At 56.9% G+C, this 21,188-nt stretch carries 21 protein-coding genes; 8 read left to right on the top strand and 13 right to left on the bottom strand.

The features are described from left to right. Positions 1-82 precede the first annotated feature (82 nt). A complete protein-coding gene (locus AC2TEM_RS01765; RefSeq protein ID WP_170421640.1) occupies positions 83-994 on the top strand; it encodes a LysR family transcriptional regulator in 912 nt (303 codons plus the stop codon). Here the strand turns inward: AC2TEM_RS01765 and phoB are convergent. The 10 genes from phoB to AC2TEM_RS01715 all read right to left on the bottom strand — a co-directional run bounded on the left by phoB (position 991) and on the right by AC2TEM_RS01715 (position 10,420). Beyond that, entirely contained in the window at positions 991-1,680 is a 690-nt protein-coding gene (gene phoB / locus AC2TEM_RS01760) for a phosphate regulon transcriptional regulator PhoB (protein WP_039535547.1), read from the bottom strand. The genes AC2TEM_RS01765 and phoB overlap by 4 nt on opposite strands. 12 nt (positions 1,681-1,692) lie before the next feature. Beyond that, positions 1,693-2,394: a phosphate signaling complex protein PhoU gene (gene phoU, locus AC2TEM_RS01755; RefSeq protein WP_170393065.1), complete on the bottom strand. Its 702-nt coding sequence runs from the start codon at positions 2,392-2,394 to the stop codon at positions 1,693-1,695. A gap of 16 nt (positions 2,395-2,410) precedes the next feature. Next, entirely contained in the window at positions 2,411-3,208 is a 798-nt protein-coding gene (gene pstB, locus AC2TEM_RS01750) for a phosphate ABC transporter ATP-binding protein PstB (RefSeq protein WP_170393064.1), read from the bottom strand. 12 nt (positions 3,209-3,220) lie between these two features. Next, the gene (gene pstA / locus AC2TEM_RS01745; protein WP_170393063.1) at positions 3,221-4,537 is read right to left on the bottom strand and encodes a phosphate ABC transporter permease PstA; all 1,317 of its coding nucleotides are present in this window, start codon (positions 4,535-4,537) and stop codon (positions 3,221-3,223) included. After that, on the bottom strand, positions 4,534-6,006 hold the full coding sequence (pstC, locus tag AC2TEM_RS01740; RefSeq protein WP_170421643.1) for a phosphate ABC transporter permease subunit PstC: 1,473 nt from the start codon (positions 6,004-6,006) through the stop codon (positions 4,534-4,536). Before pstC ends, pstA begins: the two co-directional genes overlap by 4 nt. 88 nt (positions 6,007-6,094) lie before the next feature. Continuing rightward, complete coding sequence (locus AC2TEM_RS01735) at positions 6,095-7,135, bottom strand: substrate-binding domain-containing protein (RefSeq protein ID WP_170393061.1); 1,041 nt, start codon at positions 7,133-7,135, stop codon at positions 6,095-6,097. Between the two features lie 181 nt (positions 7,136-7,316). Beyond that, entirely contained in the window at positions 7,317-8,348 is a 1,032-nt protein-coding gene (locus AC2TEM_RS01730) for an ATP-binding protein (protein ID WP_170421648.1), read from the bottom strand. Between the two features lie 6 nt (positions 8,349-8,354). After that, complete coding sequence (locus AC2TEM_RS01725) at positions 8,355-8,876, bottom strand: gamma carbonic anhydrase family protein (RefSeq protein ID WP_170421651.1); 522 nt, start codon at positions 8,874-8,876, stop codon at positions 8,355-8,357. Then, entirely contained in the window at positions 8,873-9,514 is a 642-nt protein-coding gene (gene gmk / locus AC2TEM_RS01720; RefSeq protein ID WP_170421654.1) for a guanylate kinase, read from the bottom strand. The genes AC2TEM_RS01725 and gmk overlap by 4 nt, the downstream gene beginning before the upstream one ends. A 15-nt stretch (positions 9,515-9,529) precedes the next feature. Further along, the gene (locus tag AC2TEM_RS01715; protein WP_170393692.1) at positions 9,530-10,420 is read right to left on the bottom strand and encodes a YicC/YloC family endoribonuclease; all 891 of its coding nucleotides are present in this window, start codon (positions 10,418-10,420) and stop codon (positions 9,530-9,532) included. A 232-nt stretch (positions 10,421-10,652) separates the two neighbouring features. On the opposite strand from AC2TEM_RS01715, the gene AC2TEM_RS01710 reads away from it, so the two are divergent. Further along, positions 10,653-11,324, top strand: a complete 672-nt coding sequence (locus AC2TEM_RS01710) for a PAS domain-containing protein (RefSeq protein ID WP_170421657.1) — start codon at positions 10,653-10,655, stop codon at positions 11,322-11,324. A 55-nt stretch (positions 11,325-11,379) separates the two neighbouring features. Here AC2TEM_RS01710 and AC2TEM_RS01705 read toward each other — a convergent pair whose 3' ends face one another. After that, entirely contained in the window at positions 11,380-12,750 is a 1,371-nt protein-coding gene (locus tag AC2TEM_RS01705; RefSeq protein WP_170421660.1) for a class II 3-deoxy-7-phosphoheptulonate synthase, read from the bottom strand. Between the two features lie 169 nt (positions 12,751-12,919). On the opposite strand from AC2TEM_RS01705, the gene AC2TEM_RS01700 reads away from it, so the two are divergent. Continuing rightward, complete coding sequence (locus AC2TEM_RS01700) at positions 12,920-13,924, top strand: GlxA family transcriptional regulator (protein WP_170421663.1); 1,005 nt, start codon at positions 12,920-12,922, stop codon at positions 13,922-13,924. Positions 13,925-13,944: 20 nt separating this feature from the next. Here AC2TEM_RS01700 and AC2TEM_RS01695 read toward each other — a convergent pair whose 3' ends face one another. Continuing rightward, positions 13,945-14,472 (bottom strand): GNAT family N-acetyltransferase, encoded by a 528-nt coding sequence (locus AC2TEM_RS01695; protein WP_170421666.1) that lies wholly within the window; start codon positions 14,470-14,472, stop codon positions 13,945-13,947. Positions 14,473-14,560: 88 nt separating this feature from the next. Further along, positions 14,561-15,655, bottom strand: a complete 1,095-nt coding sequence (locus tag AC2TEM_RS01690; RefSeq protein ID WP_170421669.1) for a PQQ-dependent sugar dehydrogenase — start codon at positions 15,653-15,655, stop codon at positions 14,561-14,563. A gap of 170 nt (positions 15,656-15,825) precedes the next feature. Between AC2TEM_RS01690 and AC2TEM_RS01685 the strand changes: the two genes are divergently transcribed. The 5 genes from AC2TEM_RS01685 (at position 15,826) to AC2TEM_RS01665 (ending at position 21,154) form a co-directional block, all read left to right on the top strand. Continuing rightward, positions 15,826-17,007 carry an ABC transporter substrate-binding protein gene (locus AC2TEM_RS01685; protein ID WP_170393052.1) on the top strand — a complete coding sequence of 394 codons (1,182 nt, stop codon included), beginning with the start codon at positions 15,826-15,828 and terminating at the stop codon, positions 17,005-17,007. Positions 17,008-17,132: 125 nt separating this feature from the next. Further along, on the top strand, positions 17,133-17,921 hold the full coding sequence (locus tag AC2TEM_RS01680) for an ABC transporter ATP-binding protein (protein ID WP_170421672.1): 789 nt from the start codon (positions 17,133-17,135) through the stop codon (positions 17,919-17,921). Further along, the gene (locus AC2TEM_RS01675) at positions 17,918-18,748 is read left to right on the top strand and encodes an ABC transporter ATP-binding protein (RefSeq protein ID WP_170421675.1); all 831 of its coding nucleotides are present in this window, start codon (positions 17,918-17,920) and stop codon (positions 18,746-18,748) included. The genes AC2TEM_RS01680 and AC2TEM_RS01675 overlap by 4 nt, the downstream gene beginning before the upstream one ends. Positions 18,749-18,833: 85 nt before the next feature. Beyond that, entirely contained in the window at positions 18,834-19,844 is a 1,011-nt protein-coding gene (locus tag AC2TEM_RS01670; protein ID WP_170393049.1) for a branched-chain amino acid ABC transporter permease, read from the top strand. After that, positions 19,841-21,154, top strand: a complete 1,314-nt coding sequence (locus AC2TEM_RS01665) for a branched-chain amino acid ABC transporter permease (protein ID WP_170421678.1) — start codon at positions 19,841-19,843, stop codon at positions 21,152-21,154. The genes AC2TEM_RS01670 and AC2TEM_RS01665 overlap by 4 nt, the downstream gene beginning before the upstream one ends. The last annotated feature ends 34 nt before the right edge of the window (positions 21,155-21,188 follow it).

The raw sequence follows: 21,188 nt of genomic DNA, 5'->3' as shown, positions 1-21,188 counted from the left end.
GAATAGGTTCGCGCAACTATAATCTGAGTAATATTCAAAAAACAGCGAGACATTTGCATTGTTTCATGATCAAAACGCATAGATGGACACCAAGCGCCCTATCCTGCCGCCTATATCCGCGCTGCGCGCGCTTGAGGCTTTGGATCGCCTTGGATCAGCCTCGGCAGTTGCGCATGAAATGGCACTGACGCAGAGCGCGGTCAGTCGGCAACTGCAGACGCTTGAAGCGCATTTGGACGCAGAATTGGTCAGCCGTGATCGCAAGCGATTGTCACTGACAAAGGCTGGACAAGACTATGTACAAGAAATTCGGCCAGCCTTGTCTCAGATCGCGCAGGCGGCGCTGAAACTGCACATTTCCCCTGTCGGTGGGACATTGAATCTGGCGATTCTGCCGACATTCGGAATGCGCTGGCTGGTACCGCGTCTGCCGGATTTCGCCCGCCGCCATCCGGATATCACAATCAACATGACCACGCGGTTGCGACCGTTTAGTTTTGCTTCGGAACCCTTTGATGCGGCTTTACATTTTGGGGAACCTGATTGGCCTGGAACTGATCGCTTACTATTAAGTGTCGAGCGGGTTTTGCCCGTCTGCGCGCCCGAGCTTTTACCCAAAGGCACTCCGACCTCACCCCGCGATCTGCTAAAACTGCCGCTGCTGCATATCCAGACAAGACCGCGCGCCTGGCAGGACTGGTTTCAACAGATGGGTGTCACGCACCCGTATCCCCTGCCCGGCACCGTCCACGACCAGTTCAACACCATCAACCAAGCCGCGCTGCACGGCCTGGGTGTTGCCTTGTTGCCAAACTATCTGGTGGAACAAGACCTTGCGACAGGTAGGCTGGTTGCAGCCTTCCCTGACGCGATAGAGACGATGGGGGCATATTATCTGGTTTGGCCGCGCGAAAAATCGGGTGATGGATCATTGCGAGAGTTCCGACACTGGCTTGCTTCTCAGGCCCAGACCGAAGAGTCATTGCCGCGTTAGCCGAGCGCGTACCCTGCCCCGCGTACAGTGCGCACCGGGTCTTCGCCGCCATGTTGGGTCAACGCTTTGCGAAGGCGTCCGATATGAACATCAACGGTACGCGTATCAACGTAGATGTCACGGCCCCAGACGCGGTCGAGCAATTGCTCGCGGCTCCAGACCCGGCCGGGCTTTTCCATGAAAGTGCTTAGTAGCCGGAACTCGGTCGGGCCCAGTTTCAATAGCTTGTTGTCGCGACTGACCTTATGGGTCTCAGAGTCCAGTATGATATCGTCAAACTCCAACCGGATTCCCACGGTTGCCGGGCGCACTCGGCGCAGTTGCGTTCGCACGCGCGCCATCAATTCGACAACCGAGTAAGGCTTGACCACATAGTCATCCGCGCCTGTTTCCAGGCCGCGCACTTTGTCGACCTCTTCGGAACGTGCCGACAGCATGATGATTGGGATCGATCGGGTGTCGGGCCGCGTTTTCAGGCGGCGGCAGACCTCGATACCGCTCAGATTGGGCATCATCCAGTCCAGAACGATGATATCCGGGCGATCTTCTTCGACTAACAACAAAGCCTCGTCGCCATTAGCGGCGCGCGTAACGCGGAACCCTTCGGCGTCCAGATTGTAGGCCAGCACCTCTCTTTGGGCCAACTCATCCTCAACAACCAGCACAGTCGGTTGATCAGCGGACATGACTGAGATCTCCTAGATCGTTTGCGACGTGTTGTCGGCTTTGGGGCGCGCTTCGCTGGGTCTCTCGCCGGTGACGAGATAGACGACCTGCTCGGCAATGGCGGTGACGTGATCGCCCATGCGTTCGATATTTTTTGCGATGAAATGCAGGTGCATACACGATGAGATGTTGCGCGGATCCTCCGCCATGAAGGTCAGGAACTCGCGAAACAGGCCGTTATACATCTGGTCCACTTCCAGATCCCGTTCGATCACGTCCTGCGCCAGCTCAGCATCACGCTGGATATAGGCATCCAGCGCGTCGCGCAGCATCCGCTCGACCTCGCGCGCCATTCGGCGCAGAGCGGCGGCACTGCCGTTGATTTCGCCGGCATTCACCAGAACGGTCGTTCGCTTGGCGATGTTCTTGGAGTAATCTCCAATCCGTTCAAGGTTGGTCGCGACCTTCAGAACGGACAGAACCAGCCGCAAATCGCTGGCCGTCGGTGCACGCAAGGCAATCAGGCGCGCGGTCTCTTCGTCAATCAGTTCTTCCAGTGCGTCGATGGCCTTGTCGCCTTGACGCACTTCATTTGCCAGTTCTTCGTCGCGGGTCTCCAGCGACCGGGCCGCGCCCATAATGGCGGCTTCGACCAGTCCACCCATCTTCATGATGTGTGCTTGGATGGCCTCAAGGTCGCGGTCGAACGCGGATGCAATATGTTGTTCGCTCATTGCAGTTATCCTGTGCTCAGCCAATCCGGCCGGTGATGTAACTTTCGGTTCGGGGATCTTCGGGGTTGGTGAAGATCTGCCCGGTTTCGCCAAACTCAACCAAGTTGCCCAAATGGAAAAACGCCGTCTTCTGGCTGACCCGCGCAGCCTGCTGCATCGAGTGGGTCACGATCACCACTGAATAGCGTGAACGCAGTTCGTCAATCAGTTCCTCGACCTGCGCGGTTGCAATTGGGTCCAGGGCCGAACACGGCTCGTCCATCAATAGCACCTCAGGCTCGGTGGCTACGGCGCGCGCGATGCAAAGACGCTGTTGCTGACCACCAGAAAGGCCGGTACCGGGGGCATCCAGACGGTCCTTGACCTCATCCCAGATCGCACCACGGCGCAGAGATTTCTCTACGATTTCATCCAGTTCTGCCTTATTCTTGGCAAGGCCGTGGATACGCGGACCGTAAGCCACGTTGTCATAGATCGATTTGGGGAACGGGTTCGGTTTTTGAAAAACCATGCCGACCTTGGCACGCAACTGTACCGGATCGACGCGCTTGTCGTAAATGTCTTCACCGTCCAGCAGGATATCACCCTGCACCCGGCAAATGTCGATTGTGTCGTTCATCCGGTTCAGACAGCGCAAGAAGGTGGATTTACCGCAGCCAGAGGGACCGATGAAAGCCGTCACAGTCTTGTCTTCGATATCGACGCTCACGTCCTTGATGGCGTGGGTCTCACCGTAGTAGACCTGAACCTGCTTGGCGTTGATCTTGATGTCTTTGGAGTCCACGGTTCTCTCCACTCGTGTCATATCGTTCATTTTAAACCCCTCCTACCAGCGGCGTTCAAAGCGGCGGCGCAGGATGATAGCGATGATATTCATGGTCAGCAGGAACATCAAAAGGATGATGATGCCGCCCCAGGCTTTCTCGTAAAAACCCACATCGGCACGCGCGGCCCAGGTGTAGATCTGTGCCGGCATGGCCGAGTTCGGCTCGGTGAAGCCCGCCAAAAAGCCATCGGGATAGCCTCGGGCGACAAAGCCCACCATGCCGATCAACAGCAACGGAGCAGTTTCACCCAGCGCCTGCGCCAGACCAATGATGGTACCAGTCAGGATACCGGGCGCGGCCAACGGCAGCACGTGGTGGAAGACGGCCTGCATCTTCGAGGCCCCTACCCCCAACGCCGCGTCGCGGATAGACGGGGGAACCGCCTTTAGCGAGGCGCGGGTCGAGATGATGATCGTTGGCAGGGTCATCAGCGTCAGCACCAGACCACCCACCAGCGGTGCCGACTGCGGCAGGTGCATGAATTGAATGAACACTGCCAGCCCCAGGATACCGAAGACGATGGACGGAACGGCGGCCAGGTTCGAAATATTCACCTCGATCAGATCGGTGAATTTATTCTGCGGCGCAAACTCTTCCAGATAGATCGAGGCGGCGACCCCAATGGGCAGCGACAGGCACAGCACCACCAACATCATGAAGAACGAACCGACGACCGAGGCACCAATACCCGCACCACCGGGGTTATCCACGCCCGAGTCCGCACCAGTGATGAACGGCCAGTTGAAAGCCTGCTTGATGATCCCCGCTTCTTTCAGCGCGTCCACCAGATCCAGATCGCTTAGTTGCAGGAAGCGGCTGTCCTGCAGGGTGTCACGAGACACCCGACCCTTGAAGTAGCCATCCACACGGCTTGAAGCCGCCAGATCGAACATGATCGGCTCACCCAGCTTGCTAGGATTATCGGCATAGAAGGTTCGGATCGTACCGCCGATTTTGCCCAACAGACGCTCGATGGCATCCTGATCGAAATCCACGGTGATGCCACTTTCGGCCAGTTGTTCATTCAGTTCCGCAATGAACAGATTGGAGTAGGCTTTTGTCTTGAACATCGTGCCTTCGGCTTCATCGCGCTGCGCTTCGCTCAGCGTGAATTCTAAACTGATAACTGTGCGCTGGAAGGCCGGGATGCCTTGCGACAGGATTGAGGCAAACAGCACAATCAGAAAGAACAGTCCGGTCGCGATAGCGACGATCCCGTAGGCGCGAAAACGCTTTTCGGCAGCCGCGCGTTTTTTGGTCCGGGCATCGGATGCAGTCAGCGAGGTCGAGGTATTTTGCATGCTGGCGTCGGTCATTCGTACTGCTCCCGATACTTGCGCACGATATAAAGGGCGAAAACGTTCAGCCCCAGCGTGAGGATGAACAGCGTCATGCCAAGCGCGAAGGCGACGAGGGCCTCGGGCGAGGCGAAATCGGCGTCGCCTGTCAGCTGGCTGACGATCTTGGCGGTGACGGTGGTCATGGCCTCGAACGGGTTCAGGTCCAGACGCGCGGCGGCCCCTGCCCCCAGAACCACGATCATGGTCTCACCGATGGCGCGCGATGCCGCCAGCAGGATCGCTCCCACGATCCCGGGCAAAGCTGCGGGCAAAACGACCTGCCGGATGGTCTCGGATTGTGTGGCCCCCAGCCCGTAAGAGCCATCACGCATGGCCTGAGGCACCGCGTTGATGATGTCGTCGGAAAGCGACGAAACGAACGGGATCAGCATGATGCCCATGACAAGACCGGCGGTCATCACCGCCGTACCGGCTTTCATCCAGCCCAAACCATCATCCCCGAACACGCTCAGCAACAGCGGGCCAACGGTCAGCAGAGCGAAAAGGCCGTAAACGATGGTCGGGATACCGGCCAGCACTTCCAGCATTGGTTTGGCGATCGAGCGCACGCGTGAAGATGCGTACTCACTGAGATAAATCGCAGCGAAAAGACCGATTGGCACGGCCACCAACAACGCCACCAACGAGATATAGAACGTGCCCCACAGCAAAGGGATGATACCCAGATCTGATGCCCCACCACGGCCCGAGAAACTGGGCGCCCAGGTAGTACCGAAAAAGAATTCTGATGCCGGGTAAAGCTTGAAGAACTCCCACGTATTGAAAACCAGCGAAAGGACGATGCCGACCGTTGTCAGGATCGCAATCGACGCAGCCGCCAGCAGCATCACACGAATTCCCTGCTCAACCACATTGCGGGCACGATATTCAGAATGCGTCTGGAACCAACTGAACGCAGCACCGGCCAAGGCGACCAGTATCACAGCGACGGACATGATCGCGTAACCGGTTGAATTTATCGCCCGATAGGCTTGAGCTGCATGCAAAACCGTCTGCGTGATGTCCGAGGTTACGACTTGACCCGCGTCCTTCAATTTTTGGGTCATCTCGGAAATATCTGCCCGCGCATCCTGTGCGAGCGTTTCGGTGAGATGTCCCTGCGCAACGGCACTGTCCAGACCATTTGCGGTCCGACGCACCTCGGCCATAACAAGACTGCGCGACGATCCTTCCTTGATCGCCGTTTCGGGAACCATCTCCGAGACCTGAGAGTTAACGTAGAGCGGCTGAACCAGCAGCCAGACGATCAACAATCCTAAGGCGGGAACTATGACTTTCAGTGCGACGTTAGCGCCATAAAACGAGGGAAGAGAATGCAGATTGCGGCTGTCCCCTCCGGCACTTTGCAAGGCGCGCATTCGCCCCAAAACATATCCGACTGCCGCGATCGCAAGCACGATCAGAATGAGCCAAAGAATTGGCATGACGCCCCCATAGGTCTTGATCGGGATTAGGGAAAAATTGGGGGCGACAGAAAACGCCGCCCCCAGTCAATTCAATCGGGGTGAGGGATTAGCTGCCCGAACCCAAGGTTACTTCGTTGGCAATCGCGTCCTGCGTTTTTGCCAGTTCAGGATCGGCAACCAGACCGTAGTTGGCCAGCGGGCCCGAGGGACCAGCAATTTCTTCATGAGTGAAGAACTGGGCGTATTCTTTCAGACCGGGGATCACGCCGATATGCGCTTTCTTGACGTAGAAAAACAGCGGGCGCGAGACGGGGTATTCACCCGACGCGATGCTCTCGGTCGACGGTGCGATACCACCCATCGTAGCCACTTTCAGCTTGTCGGTGTTGTTCTCGTAGAACGCCAGACCAAACACGCCGATACCATTGGTGTTTGTGTCGATGCGGGCCAGAGTTTCGGTGTAGTCACCGTCGATATCGACCGATTTGCCGTCGGTGCGCACGTCCAGGCATGCATCTTCGGCGTCATCTTCGCTTAGGCCGCCCGCGACCATGGCTTCCATCGCGCCCGTCGCTTCGCAACCTGCCAGCAGAACCTTGTCTTCGAACACTTCGCGGGTACCGTGCTTGGTGCCCGGGATGAACATTGCGATTTCCACATCCGGCAGGTCAGCGTTGAACTCGGCCCAGCTGTTGAAGCTGTTGTCGACCAGCGCGCCATCTTTCATCACTTTCGATCCGATGGCATTGTAAATATCCGCAGGCTCAAACGCCGTGAACGCAGGACCCGACTGCTGGCTTGCAAATACGATGCCGTCATAACCGATGCGGACTTCCATGATGTCGGTCACACCGTTTTCGGCGCATGCTTTAATCTCTTTTTCACGGATGGCACGCGATGCGTTTGCAACGTCGATCGTGTTTTCACCGACGCCTTCGCAGAAGCGTTTCAGACCGGCGGACGAGCCGCCTGATTCAACAACCGGTGTGGGGAAGTCGGTATTTTCACCGAACAGTTCTGCAACGATTGACGCATAAGGCAGAACGGTGGAAGAGCCAGCAACTTGAACGTTGTCACGCGCAGCAGCAGTGGTTGCCGAGACGGCAGCGATAGCCAGCGCAGAAGCCGACAGTTTTACAAAGGACATTTCAGTCTCCTTGAAAAGGATGGGTACTGATCATCCCCATGATGATCTGAGCGCAGCACTATGACGCCTGCGTAAGCCTTTTGTGACAGGTATGTAACGGTTTCATGACAACTCATGAATTTCTCAGAAATTCTTAACTTGACGAAGCGTCACCCCAGTAAAGCCTGCGTTTGGCACGACCTCAGCGTGGTAGAATGACCGTAAACGTCGCGCCCTGCCCCGGCTCACTTTCCACCCGCAACCTGCCCCGATGGCGATTGACGATATGCTTCACGATTGCAAGCCCCAGTCCGGTTCCGCCCAACTCGCGCGAGCGGTGACTGTCTGCGCGATAGAACCGTTCGGTCAACCTGGGCAGGTGTTTGGCATCAATACCGGGCCCTTGATCAATGATCTTGATCCGTACCGCAGGACCGCGCATCGCCGTATCCCGCTCAGACAGGGTTGCGACCACATCGACCTTGCCACCGCTGCCACCGTATTTGATCGCGTTTTCAACGAGATTGGTTATCACCTGACGAAGCTGATCGCTGTCTCCGACCATCTCGATCGACTCGTTTGGGGCATCCAACGAAACAATAACACTGGCATCATCCGCCAGCGGTCGCAGAGTGTTTAAGGTCGATTGAATCAGGCCTGTCAGTTCCAATGGCTCTTTAGGTCTGACCCGTTCTTCACTTTCTACCCGATTGAGCGACAGCAAATCCCCCACAAGCCGGTTCATCCGATTGGCCTCATCCGCCATGATCTGAAGAAAGCGGTCGCGGGCGGCGGTGTCGTCGCGGGCGGGGCCTCGCAATGTTTCGATAAACCCCATCAAGGCAGTTAGCGGCGTGCGCAATTCATGGCTGACATTGGCCACAAAATCGCGCCGCATCTGACCGGCCTGTTCCAAATGCGTGATATCCTGAAATACCGCCAATACCGCCTCGGTCCCGCCGACGAATCTGCACTGCACCTCAAACGTCGTATCCTGAGCACCATCATTGGACAGATGCCGCGCTTTGCCGGGCTGCTTCGAGCGCAGGCATTGTTCGACGGCATCGATGACCTGAGGCTGGCGCAGGATCGTGGCAAAATGCCTGCCTTCGATTGCGTGCCCCAAAAGCGTCCGCGCCTCGCTATTTGCGGCGACAATACGCTCGGTCCGACCGACCAGCACGGCGGGCATCGGAATGGCTGAAACCAATTCGGCAAGCAGGGTATCCGTCATGCGCGTTTAGACCGGACGCAATGTTTGGCGAAACTTACGCATGTTGTCCTGATAGTGCAGCGCACTCAGCGTTAGTTTCTGGGCCGCCGCCTCATCAAGCTGCCGCACAACTTTGCCCGGCGAGCCCATGACCAACGAATTATCGGGAACCTCTTTGCCTTCGGTGATCAGCGCCCCCGCCCCGATCAGACAGTTCTTTCCGATCTTCGCCCCGTTTAGAACGATAGCCCCCATACCGATCAGCGTATTGTCTCCGATCGTGCAACCATGCAGCATGACCTTGTGACCAATTGTGCAGTTCTTCCCAATGATCAGCGGATAGCCCGCATCGATGTGCATCACGCAGTTTTCCTGCACATTGCTGCCTGCGCCAACACGGATTTCTTCGTGATCGGCCCGGATGGTGCACCCGAACCAGACCGAAGCGCCTTGTTCCAGGACTACTTTGCCGATCAAGTTGGCGTCGGGGGCTACCCAGGTGTCTTCGTGAATTTGCGGCGAGTCATCGCCCAAAGCATAGATGGTCACGACAAGCCCTCGAACTCGGTCTGCAACGAGCGGATGTGGTTCTGCAGGCTGGGCTGTTGGATGCGACGCATGCGTTCTGCGCTGACGATGGTCTTCAGTTTTTCCTCGGTGGTATCCAAATCATCGTTGATCAGGACATAGTCGTAGTAGCCCCAATGGCTGATCTCATCCCAGCTTTTTAACATGCGCTTGGCGATTACATCCTCACTGTCCTGCCCACGCCCTTCCAGCCTGCGGCGTAGTTCACGGATCGAGGGCGGGAGGATGAAAATCGACAACGCATGCTTGCCCAGATCCGAATTGCGGATCTGCACTTCACCCTGCCAGTCGACATCGAACAACACATCACGCCCTTGCGTAATGGACTCGCGGACCGGTCCAGCAGGAGAGCCGTAGAAGTTGCCAAACACATGCGCGTGTTCCAGCATCTGCCCATCCGCCACCTGCTGTTTGAACTCGTCCTCGGATAGGAAGTAATACTCCCGGCCATGCTCCTCACCCGGGCGCGGAGCGCGGGTGGTGGCCGAGATCGAGAATTCCAAACCGACATCCCACCGCATCAAACGGCGGGCCAGAGTGGATTTACCTGCACCCGAAGGCGAGGACAGTATGATTAATAGACCGCGGCGATCCGCCATGTGATGTTCCCGTCCTTATTCCACGTTCTGCACTTGCTCGCGCATCTGATCGATGACCGCCTTTAGCTCCAAACCAACCGCCGTCAGTTCAGCATTCTGCGATTTCGAGCAGAGCGTGTTGGCCTCACGGTTGAACTCCTGCATCAGGAAATCCAGCTTACGCCCAACCGGGCCGTCTTGCGTTAAAAGGGAACGCGCCGCAGTGACATGGGCCTTCAACCGGTCAATTTCTTCGGTAATATCGGCCTTGACCGCGATCAGGGCCAGTTCTTGTGCAACACGATCAGGGTCCGCACCTTGCGTATTGTCGAGAACGCGCGTCAGATTTTCGCGCATGTTTTGCGCCATTTCCTCGCGGCGACGCTCGGCCAGATCAGCGGCCTGATCCGTCAACTTTGCGACTTGGTCGAGTTGTCCCGCAAGAATGCCTGACAGAGCTTCACCTTCGGAACCGCGCATCTCAATAAATGAAGCAAGCAAGCCACCGAACTCAGATTTCAGGTGCTCGACAAGTTGGGCTGGATCATCCGCGTCAGCTCCGGCTTCCAACATGCCTTTCAAGGCAAGAAGATCGCTGGCTTTGGAGGGAGCCAACAATACACCCCGCGCGCCTGCAAGCGCTTCGGTCTGGGCCAGTGCATCCAGCGCAGCTTCCATCGCTGGGGTATTCAACCGGACATCCGCGGCGGATTCTTCCCGTCCCATCCGAAGGGACAGCGTGATGTTCCCTCGGTTGACCTGCTTCGACAGATCGCCTCTCAGCGCGGCCTCTAGCCCTGTCAACCAATCGGGGAGCCGCAGTCGCAAATCCAGCCCCTTGCCATTGACGCTGCGCAATTCCCAAGTCCAGCTATGGGGACCAAACGCCCCCTTGCCCGAGGCGAAACCGGTCATGGATTTGATCATGCCTGCCCTTTCCGTCAAATTCACTGGTCGCACCTAATGCCATTGACCAGCAAGGGGCAAGACCTTGCTCATTCCCCAATCAATGCCAAGAGGTTAACCATTCGTTAAAGAATTGCTCCAAAATTGTATTAACCCGTGTCAATCTGACAGTCAGAAAAGCTGGCGGATCGCAGCTTTGCCCATTAGATGGCATTTTAGGAAAATCGCGAGTGATTGACGGTAGGGTGATGAAATGAAAACCTTTTTCGGGACTGGTTCCGGCTCAGAACTTGGAAAGATCATCGCAATGGACCGATTTGACAACGGGCGAAGCCTTTCTCCCATCCGTCAGGCCGAAGCCTATTGGACCGCCTTGCTGACAGGTGAAGGCGTTCCGATGCGCTCGCAGATCGATCCGCGCGGCCTGGAGAATATTCTCGAATACACATTCATACTGGAACGCATCGCGCCGGGTTTGGCCCGGTTTCGGCTGGCGGGAAGTCACCTGAACGATCTGGCGGGCATGGAAGTTCGCGGTATGCCTCTAACGGCTTTTTTCGAACCGAGCGCCCGCGATGATGTCAAATCCATTCTGGACCAAGTCCTCACCGGCCCCGCAGTTGCTGAACTGGGCTTGCTTTCGAAAGGCAAGCTCGGACGAACCAGCCTTCAGGCCCGCATGATCCTGCTGCCGCTTAAAAGCGATCTGGGCGACGTCAGCCGCATTCTTGGGGTCATGGTCAGCGACGGAACCATCGGGTCGACACCGCGTCGCTTCATCGTCTCGGATCGCCGCGTCAACACGATCTCTGATTTGCAACAGCCTCCGAGGCCTGTCCAACAGCAAGCAGAGGGGTTCGCTGAAGACCAGACCACGTTCAAAGGGGCACCGCACTTAAGGTTGGTATCATCACGTGACGACTAAATGAAAACGGCGGGCATGAGGCCCGCCGTCTTACTAATTCAGGATGTATTCGAAGTCAGCTTGCAGCGCGCTTGCTGCGGTCACGACGTAGGTTGGTCAGTTCTTCCGCGACAAGGAATGCAAGTTCCAGCGACTGCGAGGCGTTCAGGCGCGGGTCACAAGCTGTGTGATAGCGATCCGAAAGATCCTCTTCGGTCACCGCGCGCACACCTCCGGTGCATTCGGTGACATCCAGCCCTGTCATCTCGAAATGAACACCACCGGGGATCGTGCCTTCAGCCTGATGTACGCCAAAGAAATCGCGTACTTCGCGCAGCACGGAATCAAACGGCCGGGTCTTGTAGCCGGTCGCGGATTTGATCGTGTTGCCATGCATCGGATCGCAGACCCAAGTAACCTGTGCGCCCTCTTCCTTTACGGCTTTGACCAGACGCGGCAGATGCTCACCCGCTTTACCTGCACCAAAGCGCGCGATCAGGGTCAAGCGCCCTTCTTCGTTTTCGGGGTTCAGCTTGGACATCAGGACCTTGAGGTCTTCGGCACTGGTTGTCGGACCACATTTCAGACCGATCGGGTTCAGTACGCCCCGGCAGAACTCGACATGCGCACCGTCGGGCTGACGGGTGCGGTCGCCGATCCAGATCATGTGCCCGGAACCAGCCAACCAATTGCCCGAGGTCGAATCCAGACGGGTCAGCGCCTCTTCATACTCAAGCAACAGGCCTTCGTGGCTGGTGTAGAACTCCACCGATGAGAATTCGTGGGTGGTGTCGGCGGTGATGCCCGCAGCCCCCATGAAATCGATCGAATCCTGAATGCGGTCAGCGATCTCAGAGTATTTCTGAACATCTTGCCCATCGGCAAAACCCAGCGTCCACGAGTGCACGTGGCTCATATCCGCAAAGCCACCAGTCGAGAACGCCCGCAGCAGGTTCAGTGTTGCTGCTGCCTGAGTGTAGGCCTGAAGCATCTTGTCGGGATTCGGGATGCGTGCCTCGGGCGTGAAGGCCAGCTCATTGATGATATCACCGCGGTAGCTGGGCAGTTCCACGCCCTCCACAACTTCGGTCGGTGCGCTGCGCGGTTTTGCGAACTGGCCCGCCATGCGGCCAACTTTCACCACGGGTACCTTGGCGCCATAGGTCAGCACCATTGCCATCTGCAGCATCACCTTGAACGTGTCGCGGATCGCATCGGCGCTGAATTGTTCAAAGCTTTCAGCACAATCCCCGCCTTGCAGCAGGAACGCCTCGCCCCGGCCAGCGGCCCCCAGATGCTGCTTCAGCCGTCGCGCTTCACCCGCAAAAACCAGCGGGGGATACTGCGAAAGCTGCGCCTCGACTTTGGCCAGCGCGGCCGCGTCGGTATAGTCTGGCATCTGAACCCGGGGCTTGTTGCGCCAGTTCGTTTTTTGCCATTCAGTCATAGCTTATATCTCCGCTGAAGTATTTCAGGTGGCCTCTATACAAAATGCATGAATGAGAGGCCATATCCCTTTTGCGCCTCTTGACGCCATAATCAAGCTTTGAGCATGGTGACTGGCATATCCGCCACCGTGGAAATCCCGGTGCGCGCCGAATCAAGGACAGTTCGCCATGCAAGAGCAACGCCAAGTTGTCACTGTGGATCATAGCACAGGCAAGCCGCATAACTTTGTATTTGTGCTCTTGGACAAGTTTTCCCTTTTGTCATTCGCTTCGGCTTTGGACAGTCTGCGGATCGCCAATCGAATGGCCAACCGAGAGCTTTATACCTGGACCTTGACGGGCGAACGCGGTGAAACAGTGACTTGTTCAGCCGGAACTTCTTTCAATCTTGATTCTGATCTGACCGAATTGCAGCGTGACGACGTCGTCCTGATCTGCGGGGGGGTCGATGTACAAGCGGCAACCACCAAACGCATCCTGAACTGGGTACGCCGCGAAGCGCGTAAAGGGTTGAAAATCGGCGGTCTTTGCACCGCGGCCTATACGCTGGCCAAAGCCGGTTTGCTGGAAGGCAAGCGCGCAACGATCCATTGGGAAAACTCAGACAGTTTTGCCGAAGAATTCGACACAGTAGAGCTGACCAAGTCGGTGTTTTTGGTTGATGGCAACCGAATGACAACTGCAGGCGGCACATCCTCGATTGACCTGATGCTCAAGCTGATTGCCGAAGATTACGGAGAAGATCTGGCCAACGCGGTCGCTGATCAGATGATCTATTCTTCGATACGTACGGATCAGGACACGCAACGTCTGTCGACACCTACACGGATCGGCGTGCGCCACCCCAAGCTCAGTCAGGTTATCCTGATGATGGAAAAGAACATAGAAGAGCCAATCTCGCCTTCTATTCTAGCCAAGGACGTAGGCATGTCGACGCGCCAGCTAGAACGTCTGTTCCGCCGCTATCTCAGCCGCTCGCCCAAGCGCTACTACATGGAACTGCGCCTGCATAAAGCGCGGAACTTGCTGATGCAGACCGATATGAGCGTCATCAATGTGGCGCTGGCTTGCGGCTTTGCCAGCCCGTCGCATTTCTCCAAATGCTACCGGGCGCATTACAACACCACGCCTTATCGCGAACGCGGTGCACAGAGCGGTCGGTTGTCTGTTTGATTCACGGCCGCAGGGAAACCTTACAAATCTTTCGCAAAGTAGTGCAGGTGCGGCCGTAACATCGGTTGATCCAGATGGGTCGTGGTTTCGATTGGTGAGTCCAGTTCAACAAAACCAAGTTTGGGGTACAGGTCGCGCATTTCGACATTCGGTGTAAGCGTATCGGCGATGAGGCGTTTCAAACCCATATCACGCGCGGCCTGTTCCCGGGCTTCGATCAAAGCACGCCCGGCACCGGTCCCCCGTGCCTCCTCGGTTACAAAAACCCGCTTAAGTTCTCCGGTTTGGTGATCAAATCGTTTCAGCATCCCACATCCAATGATGTCTCCGGCATCGTTTCGCGCCACCACAAGACATCCATTCGGGGGTAGGTAATCCTCTGTATGCGCCCAAAACTCCGCCAATGCGCTTTCGGGGGCTGCTGGATCAATCTCAAAGCCCATATCCTGCATTCGTTGCACGATAAGCGCGTAATATTGTGCCAGGATCGTATTCAGTTCGCGCTTTGGCGGCATTGTTTCACAAAGCTCGATTACAAAATCACTCATTCAAATCTCCTGATCACCCTGAAGCCCGAAACAGATACACCGTGACCGAATGGCATAGAAGCAAACGCCCTAACCCCGTTTTATACCGTCAGAGGGGCGTCATTCGGTAAACCGCGCCTTGCCCGACGGAAATGAACCAGATCGACCCATCTGGTGCTTCGGCGATGTCGCGAACACGTTCGGTCTCGGGGCCTTCGATCTGCTCAGCCTCACGCAGAGGATCGCCCGCCAAACGTGCAATGTAGTCGAATTTCAAAGAGCCAACGAACAGATTCCCCTTCCATTCCGGCCAAAGTTTTCCGGAATAGACCATCAAGCCAGAGGGTGCGATGGAAGGATCCCAATAATGCTCGGGCTGTTCCATTCCTTGCTTCGACGTGCCTTCACCGATCTTCTGACCCGAATAATGAACGCCATACGAAATCACTGGCCAGCCATAATTGGCACCGGGTCTGATCAGATTAACCTCATCCCCGCCTTTTGCCCCGTGTTCCGAAACCCAAAGCCGGCCCTGCTGATCCAAATTGGCACCCTGAGGGTTTCTGTGACCAAACGACCAGATCTCGGGGCGGACACCGGGATTGCCCACAAACGGGTTATCACTGGGAACTGAACCATCACGGTTGATCCGAATGACCGTACCCATGTGGTTCGTTCGATCCTGCGCAGCCGGGCGATCACCTCGGTCACCGATAGTGACGAACAACGTGCCATCATTCGCTTCAACGACACGAGAACCAAAGTGGCGCCCGCCGGAGCCACCGGGAGAGGCCTCGAATATCACACGCAGATTGGTCAGACGTTCTCCGTTCTCCGATAAACGAGCGACAGCGACAGCGGTGCCTGCACCGCCTCGTTGCGATTTGGAGAAAGTCAGAAAAAGCTCGCGGGTCCGATTGAAGTCACGCGCGATGGTGACATCTAGCAAACCGCCCTGCCCGTTCGCGACCACTTTTGGCAGACCCTTGATGCGCTTCGCCTCACCTCCGGCAACGTACAAAAGCTCGCCATCTCGCTCAGTGACAACAAAGCTGCCATCCGGAAGAATGCCAATCGCCCAAGGTGTATCAAGGCCTCTGACCACCTGAGTAACCTGAACCGGCCCGCCGGTTGTGTTGATGACATCGGACCAGCCTGCAATCGACCAGCACGACAGAATGAGAATCGCAAAAGTTCTGATCATATCGACCCAATCCCTAGTGGTGCACCGCAACAAACTGACCTAGCCTAACAAAACAGATAGGATTGCTGCTTTCAAAAGCACTTTTTTGTTAGGACTTTTCTTTTTCGGACAGCTTGCCTAGGGTCATGCCCAGAACGACGACGTTCAAACGATAAATAGGGAGTAACCTAATGAAAAAGCTGCTTACCGCTACTGCAGCAACCGCTCTGCTGGCGGGTACCGCTATGGCCGAGGACGTGAAGCTGGGCGTGCTGTTCGGCTTTACAGGCCCGATTGAATCGCTGGCCCCGGCCATGGGTTCGGGCGCTGAAATGGCGATGGCCGAGGTCACCGAATCCGGCAAACTGCTGGACGGCGCAAGCGTGACCGGAACCCGCGCCGATACCGGCTGTATCGACAATGGTCTGGCCACCTCGAACGGCGAACGTATGATTGCCGATGGCGTTGCCGGTATCATCGGCGGCGACTGCTCGGGCGTCACTGGCGCGATCCTGCAAAACGTCGCAATCCCGAACGGCATGGTCATGATCTCGCCGTCGGCCACGTCTCCGGGTCTGTCGACCATGGAAGACAACGGCCTGTTCTTCCGCACCGCGCCGTCGGATGCGCGTGAAGGTCAGGTAATGGCAGACATCCTGAATGACCGTGGCATCAGCTCGATTGCTCTGACATACACCAACAACGACTATGGCAAGGGTCTGGCGGATGCGATCCAGTCCTCGTTCGAGGCATCGGGTGGCGAGGTGACCATCGTTGCCGCGCACGAAGACGGCAAAGCCGACTACTCGGCTGAAGTGGGCGCGCTGGCCTCGGCCGGTGGCGATATTCTGGTCGTTGCCGGCTATCTGGATCAGGGTGGTCTGGGCATCATCCAGTCGGCGCTGGACAGTGGAGCGTTTGACACGTTCGGTCTGCCGGGCGGCATGATCGGTGACTCGCTGCCGGCAAACGTTGGTCCCGACCTGAACGGCTCGTTCGGTCAGATCGCTGGCTCGGGCGGTGAAGGTGCCGAGAAGTACTTTGCCATGGCCGAAGCTGCAGGCTTCGACGGTTCGTCGCCCTACTCGCCGGAAAGCTATGACGCCGCCGCGCTGTTCATGCTGGCGATGCAGGCCGCAGGTTCGACCAACCCCGCTGAATACGGCGCGAAAATCATGGATGTCGCCAATGCTCCGGGTGAGCAAATCTTTCCCGGAGAACTGGCTAAAGGTCTGGAGCTGTTGGCTGCCGGTCAGGACATCGATTATGTCGGCGCATCGGGCGTTGAGCTGATCGGCCCTGGTGAAAGCGCAGGTTCCTATCGCGAGATCGAGGTGACCGACGGCGAAAACAAGACCGTCAACTTCCGTTGATCCAAGGTTAAAAGTCATAAAAACAAGCAGCCCGGCCCTTGTGTCCGGGCTGTTTCAATGAAAAAAGGCCGCACTCCGGTTAACGGGGATGGTAAAAACGCCGAAAACGGCGGCTAGGGGAAAAGATGATCGTCGTCGATGACGTGCACAAGCATTTCGGCGGGTTTCATGCGGTGGACGGGGCATCGCTGGAAATCCAAAAGGGCTCGATCACCGGTCTGATCGGACCGAACGGGGCCGGAAAAACCACGCTATTCAACGTGATCGCGGGCGTACTTCCACCGACTAGCGGTAAGGTACACATGGACGGTGAGGATATCACTGGCCTGCCCCCGCATGAGCTGTTTCATAAAGGCCTGCTGCGCACCTTCCAGATCGCGCATGAGTTTTCGTCGATGAGCTGCCGTGAAAACCTGATGATGGTGCCCGGCGCACAATCCGGGGAATCGCTGTGGAACACATGGTTCGGGCGTAAGCGTATCGCGGAAGAGGAACGCGCACTTAGGGCGAAAGCCGATGAGGTGCTGGAGTTCCTGACAATCGAACATCTCGCCGATCACAAGGCCGGTCAGGTCTCGGGCGGTCAGAAGAAGCTGCTGGAACTTGGCCGAACCATGATGGTCGATGCCAAGATCGTGTTTTTGGACGAGGTCGGCGCTGGTGTGAACCGCACCCTGCTGATGACCATCGCCGACACGATCCTGCGCCTGAACAAGGAACGCGGCTATACCTTCGTGGTCATCGAGCACGACATGGATTTCATCGGCAAGATTTGCGACCCGGTCATTTGCATGGCCGAGGGCAAGGTGTTGGCCGAAGGCACTCTGGACGAGATCAAGGCCAATGAGCACGTGATCGAAGCTTACCTAGGCACCGGCCTGAAGAACAAAGACAAGCTGGAGGCGGGCGCATGAGCGACAACCCCTACCAGGACGACAAGGGCAACAAGGACGCCTCGATCACCAATACGCATGGTGTCGGCACCATGACACCAGCGCATCGCAAAAGCGGTGAAACGCAACGGGTCGAGGGCGGTCCTTTCCTGATTGGCGACACCATGACCGGTGGCTATGGCAAAGGGCCGGACATCCTGCATGACTGCACCATCGCCGTTGATAAGGGCGAGATCGCGGTGATCGTCGGCCCCAACGGCGCGGGCAAATCCACCGCAATGAAGGCTGTGTTTGGCATGCTGGACGTACGCCAAGGGTCTGTGCGGCTGGATGGCGAAGATATCACCAATCTCAGCCCGCAAGACCGCGTGGTACGCGGCATGGGCTTTGTCCCGCAGACCTCGAACATTTTTACGTCGATGACAGTGGAAGAGAACCTAGAGATGGGTGCTTTCATCCGGCGCGACGACATCAGCCAGACGATGGAACAGGTCTATGACCTCTTCCCCATTCTCCGCGACAAACGCAATCAGGCCGCCGGAGAGCTGTCAGGTGGTCAACGTCAACAGGTCGCCGTGGGCCGTGCGCTAATGACCCAGCCCAAGGTGTTGATGCTGGACGAACCCACCGCCGGTGTCTCACCAATCGTGATGGATGAGCTGTTCGACCGGATCATCGAGGTCTCGCGCACCGGGTTACCGATCCTGATGGTCGAACAGAATGCCCGTCAGGCGCTGGAGATTGCGGACAAGGGATATGTACTGGTCCAGGGTCGCAATGCCTATACCGGGACAGGCAAGGAGCTGTTGGCCGATCCAGAAGTTCGCAAGAGTTTCTTGGGGGGATGACGCCAGTGACAGCTACTCTCGTGTTTGATCACTCTGAAATCAGGTCGAAAAGACGTACGAACTTGGAAAATGAGGTAACGAACTAATGGACTTCCTCAACGCCCTTGTGGCGCTCTCCAACTTCGTTCTTGTTCCCGCAATCGCCTATGGCAGCCAGTTGGCGCTGGGCGCTTTGGGGGTGACGCTGATCTACGGCATCCTGCGGTTTTCTAACTTTGCCCATGGCGATACGATGGCCTTTGGCGCGATGATCGCCGTGCTGGTCACATGGGGTCTGCAGGCCGCCGGGGTCAGCTTCGGGCCGTTACCGACCGCTCTGCTCGCCCTGCCCTTTGCCATTCTGGGCTGTATCGTTCTGGTGCTGATCACCGACCGGTTGGTCTATCGCTTCTATCGGGAACAGAAGGCCAAACCGGTCATTCTGGTGATCGTCTCGATGGGTGTGATGTTCATCATGAACGGGCTGGTTCGTTTCATCATCGGTCCGGATGACCAAAGGTTCTCGGACGGAGCGCGTTTCATCGTCTCGGCGCGAGATTTCAAGGCGATGACTGGGCTGCGTGAGGGGCTGGCAATCAAGACCTCCCAGGGCATCACGGTGATCGTGGCGGTTGTCGCCGTGGCGCTGTTGTTCTGGTTCCTGAACAAAACGCGCACTGGCAAATCGATGCGGGCCTATTCTGACAATGAGGATCTTGCGTTGCTGTCCGGTATCAACCCCGAGCGCGTGGTGATGATCACATGGATCATCGTTGCCGCGCTGGCGACCACTGCGGGCGTGCTTTACGGCCTCGACAAAAGCTTCAAGCCATTTGTCTATTTCCAGCTTTTGCTGCCGATTTTTGCCTCGGCTATCGTGGGTGGCCTAGGAAACCCTCTGGGCGCTATCGCGGGCGGTTTCATCATCGCGTTTTCTGAGGTGACGATCACCTACGCGTGGAAGAAAGTGCTGACTTATCTGGCACCTGAAAATCTGGAGCCGTCAGGTTTGGTGCAGTTCCTGTCCACCGATTACAAATTCGCTGTCAGCTTTGCCATTTTGCTGATCGTACTTCTGTTTAAGCCAACCGGCTTGTTCAAAGGAAAAGTGATATGAGCGAGCCCGTCAAAAACACGCTGCTTTTTGTGGTCGTCGGCGCACTCATCCTGTTGACCGGATTCACCCAAAGCTGGAACGCCGCAATCCTGATCCTGAACATGGGCTTGATCTCGGCCATCATGTCGATTGGCGTCAACCTGCAATGGGGCTTTGCTGGCCTCTTCAACGTTGGTGTCATGGGCTTTGTAGCGCTGGGCGGGCTGGCGGTTGTGCTGGTCTCGACACCCCCAACCCCCGGCGCCTGGTCTGGTGGAGGATATGGCGTCATCCTGTCGCTTTTGATGGGCGCGGCAACCGTGGTTGCAGCTGTGATGGTGGCCCAAAAAATGCCCAAGGGACGCACACAAACCTTTGCAATCATCGGTATTCTGGTCGTAGGTTTTTTTGTTTACCGCGCAATTTTTGATCCCAACGTAGCTGCGATCGAAGCGATTGATCCTGCTGTCGCAGGTAATATCGGCGGTTTGAACCTTCCTGTCCTATTCGCTTGGCCTGCCGGGGGACTTTTGGCGGCGGGCGCAGCATGGCTGATCGGAAAAACGGCGCTGGGCCTGCGCTCGGACTATTTGGCAATTGCCACACTTGGTATCGCCGAGATCATCATCGCCGTCATGAAAAACGAGGACTGGCTGGCACGTGGGGTCAAGAACGTCTACGGCATTCCACGCCCCTCACCGGTGGTTGGCTACGAAGTTGAATTGCAGCAAGACCCAACTTTCCTTGCAAGGGCCGAGTGGTTCGGGCTGGATCCGGTTACTGCCTCGACGCTTTCCGTCAAGCTGGGCTACTCTTTGCTGTTCCTGATCGTGCTCCTGGTGCTGCTGTGGATGGCTCAGATGGCGTTGAAAAGCCCTTGGGGCCGCATGATGCGCGCCATCCGCGACAACGAGGTCGCCGCCGAGGCGATGGGCAAGGATGTCACCCGCCGCCATCTGCAGATCTTCGTGCTGGGCTCGGCCATCTGCGGCATCGCCGGTGCGATGATGACCACTTTGGACGGGCAGCTGACGCCGGGCACTTACAACCCGCTTCGCTTTACATTCCTTGTCTGGGTCATGGTGATCGTCGGCGGGTCGGGCAACAATTTCGGTGCCGTACTGGGAGCGTTCCTGATCTGGTTCCTGTGGGTTCAAGTCGAACCCATGGGCCTGTGGCTGATGAACCTGATAACCTCAGGCATGCCTGACGGCAGCGCACTTAAGACGCATCTGATCGATAGCGCCGCACATATGCGCCTGTTCACCATGGGGCTGATTCTTTTGATTGTTCTCAGATTCAGTCCAAGAGGGCTGATCCCCGAGAAATAAGCAAAATTTCTTGCGAAATTCCCCTAACGCACCG

The organism is Ruegeria sp. HKCCD3925 (genome assembly GCF_057221175.1).
This window is presented reverse-complemented; position numbering and strand designations above follow the sequence as displayed.

What these genes read in the sequence shown, in the direction of transcription:
- AC2TEM_RS01765 (WP_170421640.1), top strand. Translation starts at nt 83, where the DNA reads ATGGACACCAAGCGCCCTATCCTGCCGCCTATATCCGCGCTGCGCGCG.
- phoB (WP_039535547.1), bottom strand. Translation starts at nt 1,680, where the DNA reads ATGTCCGCTGATCAACCGACTGTGCTGGTTGTTGAGGATGAGTTGGCC.
- phoU (WP_170393065.1), bottom strand. Translation starts at nt 2,394, where the DNA reads ATGAGCGAACAACATATTGCATCCGCGTTCGACCGCGACCTTGAGGCC.
- pstB (WP_170393064.1), bottom strand. Translation starts at nt 3,208, where the DNA reads ATGAACGATATGACACGAGTGGAGAGAACCGTGGACTCCAAAGACATC.
- pstA (WP_170393063.1), bottom strand. Translation starts at nt 4,537, where the DNA reads ATGACCGACGCCAGCATGCAAAATACCTCGACCTCGCTGACTGCATCC.
- pstC (WP_170421643.1), bottom strand. Translation starts at nt 6,006, where the DNA reads ATGCCAATTCTTTGGCTCATTCTGATCGTGCTTGCGATCGCGGCAGTC.
- AC2TEM_RS01735 (WP_170393061.1), bottom strand. Translation starts at nt 7,135, where the DNA reads ATGTCCTTTGTAAAACTGTCGGCTTCTGCGCTGGCTATCGCTGCCGTC.
- AC2TEM_RS01730 (WP_170421648.1), bottom strand. Translation starts at nt 8,348, where the DNA reads ATGACGGATACCCTGCTTGCCGAATTGGTTTCAGCCATTCCGATGCCC.
- gmk (WP_170421654.1), bottom strand. Translation starts at nt 9,514, where the DNA reads ATGGCGGATCGCCGCGGTCTATTAATCATACTGTCCTCGCCTTCGGGT.
- AC2TEM_RS01715 (WP_170393692.1), bottom strand. Translation starts at nt 10,420, where the DNA reads ATGATCAAATCCATGACCGGTTTCGCCTCGGGCAAGGGGGCGTTTGGT.
- AC2TEM_RS01710 (WP_170421657.1), top strand. Translation starts at nt 10,653, where the DNA reads ATGAAAACCTTTTTCGGGACTGGTTCCGGCTCAGAACTTGGAAAGATC.
- AC2TEM_RS01705 (WP_170421660.1), bottom strand. Translation starts at nt 12,750, where the DNA reads ATGACTGAATGGCAAAAAACGAACTGGCGCAACAAGCCCCGGGTTCAG.
- AC2TEM_RS01700 (WP_170421663.1), top strand. Translation starts at nt 12,920, where the DNA reads ATGCAAGAGCAACGCCAAGTTGTCACTGTGGATCATAGCACAGGCAAG.
- AC2TEM_RS01695 (WP_170421666.1), bottom strand. Translation starts at nt 14,472, where the DNA reads ATGAGTGATTTTGTAATCGAGCTTTGTGAAACAATGCCGCCAAAGCGC.
- AC2TEM_RS01690 (WP_170421669.1), bottom strand. Translation starts at nt 15,655, where the DNA reads ATGATCAGAACTTTTGCGATTCTCATTCTGTCGTGCTGGTCGATTGCA.
- AC2TEM_RS01685 (WP_170393052.1), top strand. Translation starts at nt 15,826, where the DNA reads ATGAAAAAGCTGCTTACCGCTACTGCAGCAACCGCTCTGCTGGCGGGT.
- AC2TEM_RS01680 (WP_170421672.1), top strand. Translation starts at nt 17,133, where the DNA reads ATGATCGTCGTCGATGACGTGCACAAGCATTTCGGCGGGTTTCATGCG.
- AC2TEM_RS01675 (WP_170421675.1), top strand. Translation starts at nt 17,918, where the DNA reads ATGAGCGACAACCCCTACCAGGACGACAAGGGCAACAAGGACGCCTCG.
- AC2TEM_RS01670 (WP_170393049.1), top strand. Translation starts at nt 18,834, where the DNA reads ATGGACTTCCTCAACGCCCTTGTGGCGCTCTCCAACTTCGTTCTTGTT.
- AC2TEM_RS01665 (WP_170421678.1), top strand. Translation starts at nt 19,841, where the DNA reads ATGAGCGAGCCCGTCAAAAACACGCTGCTTTTTGTGGTCGTCGGCGCA.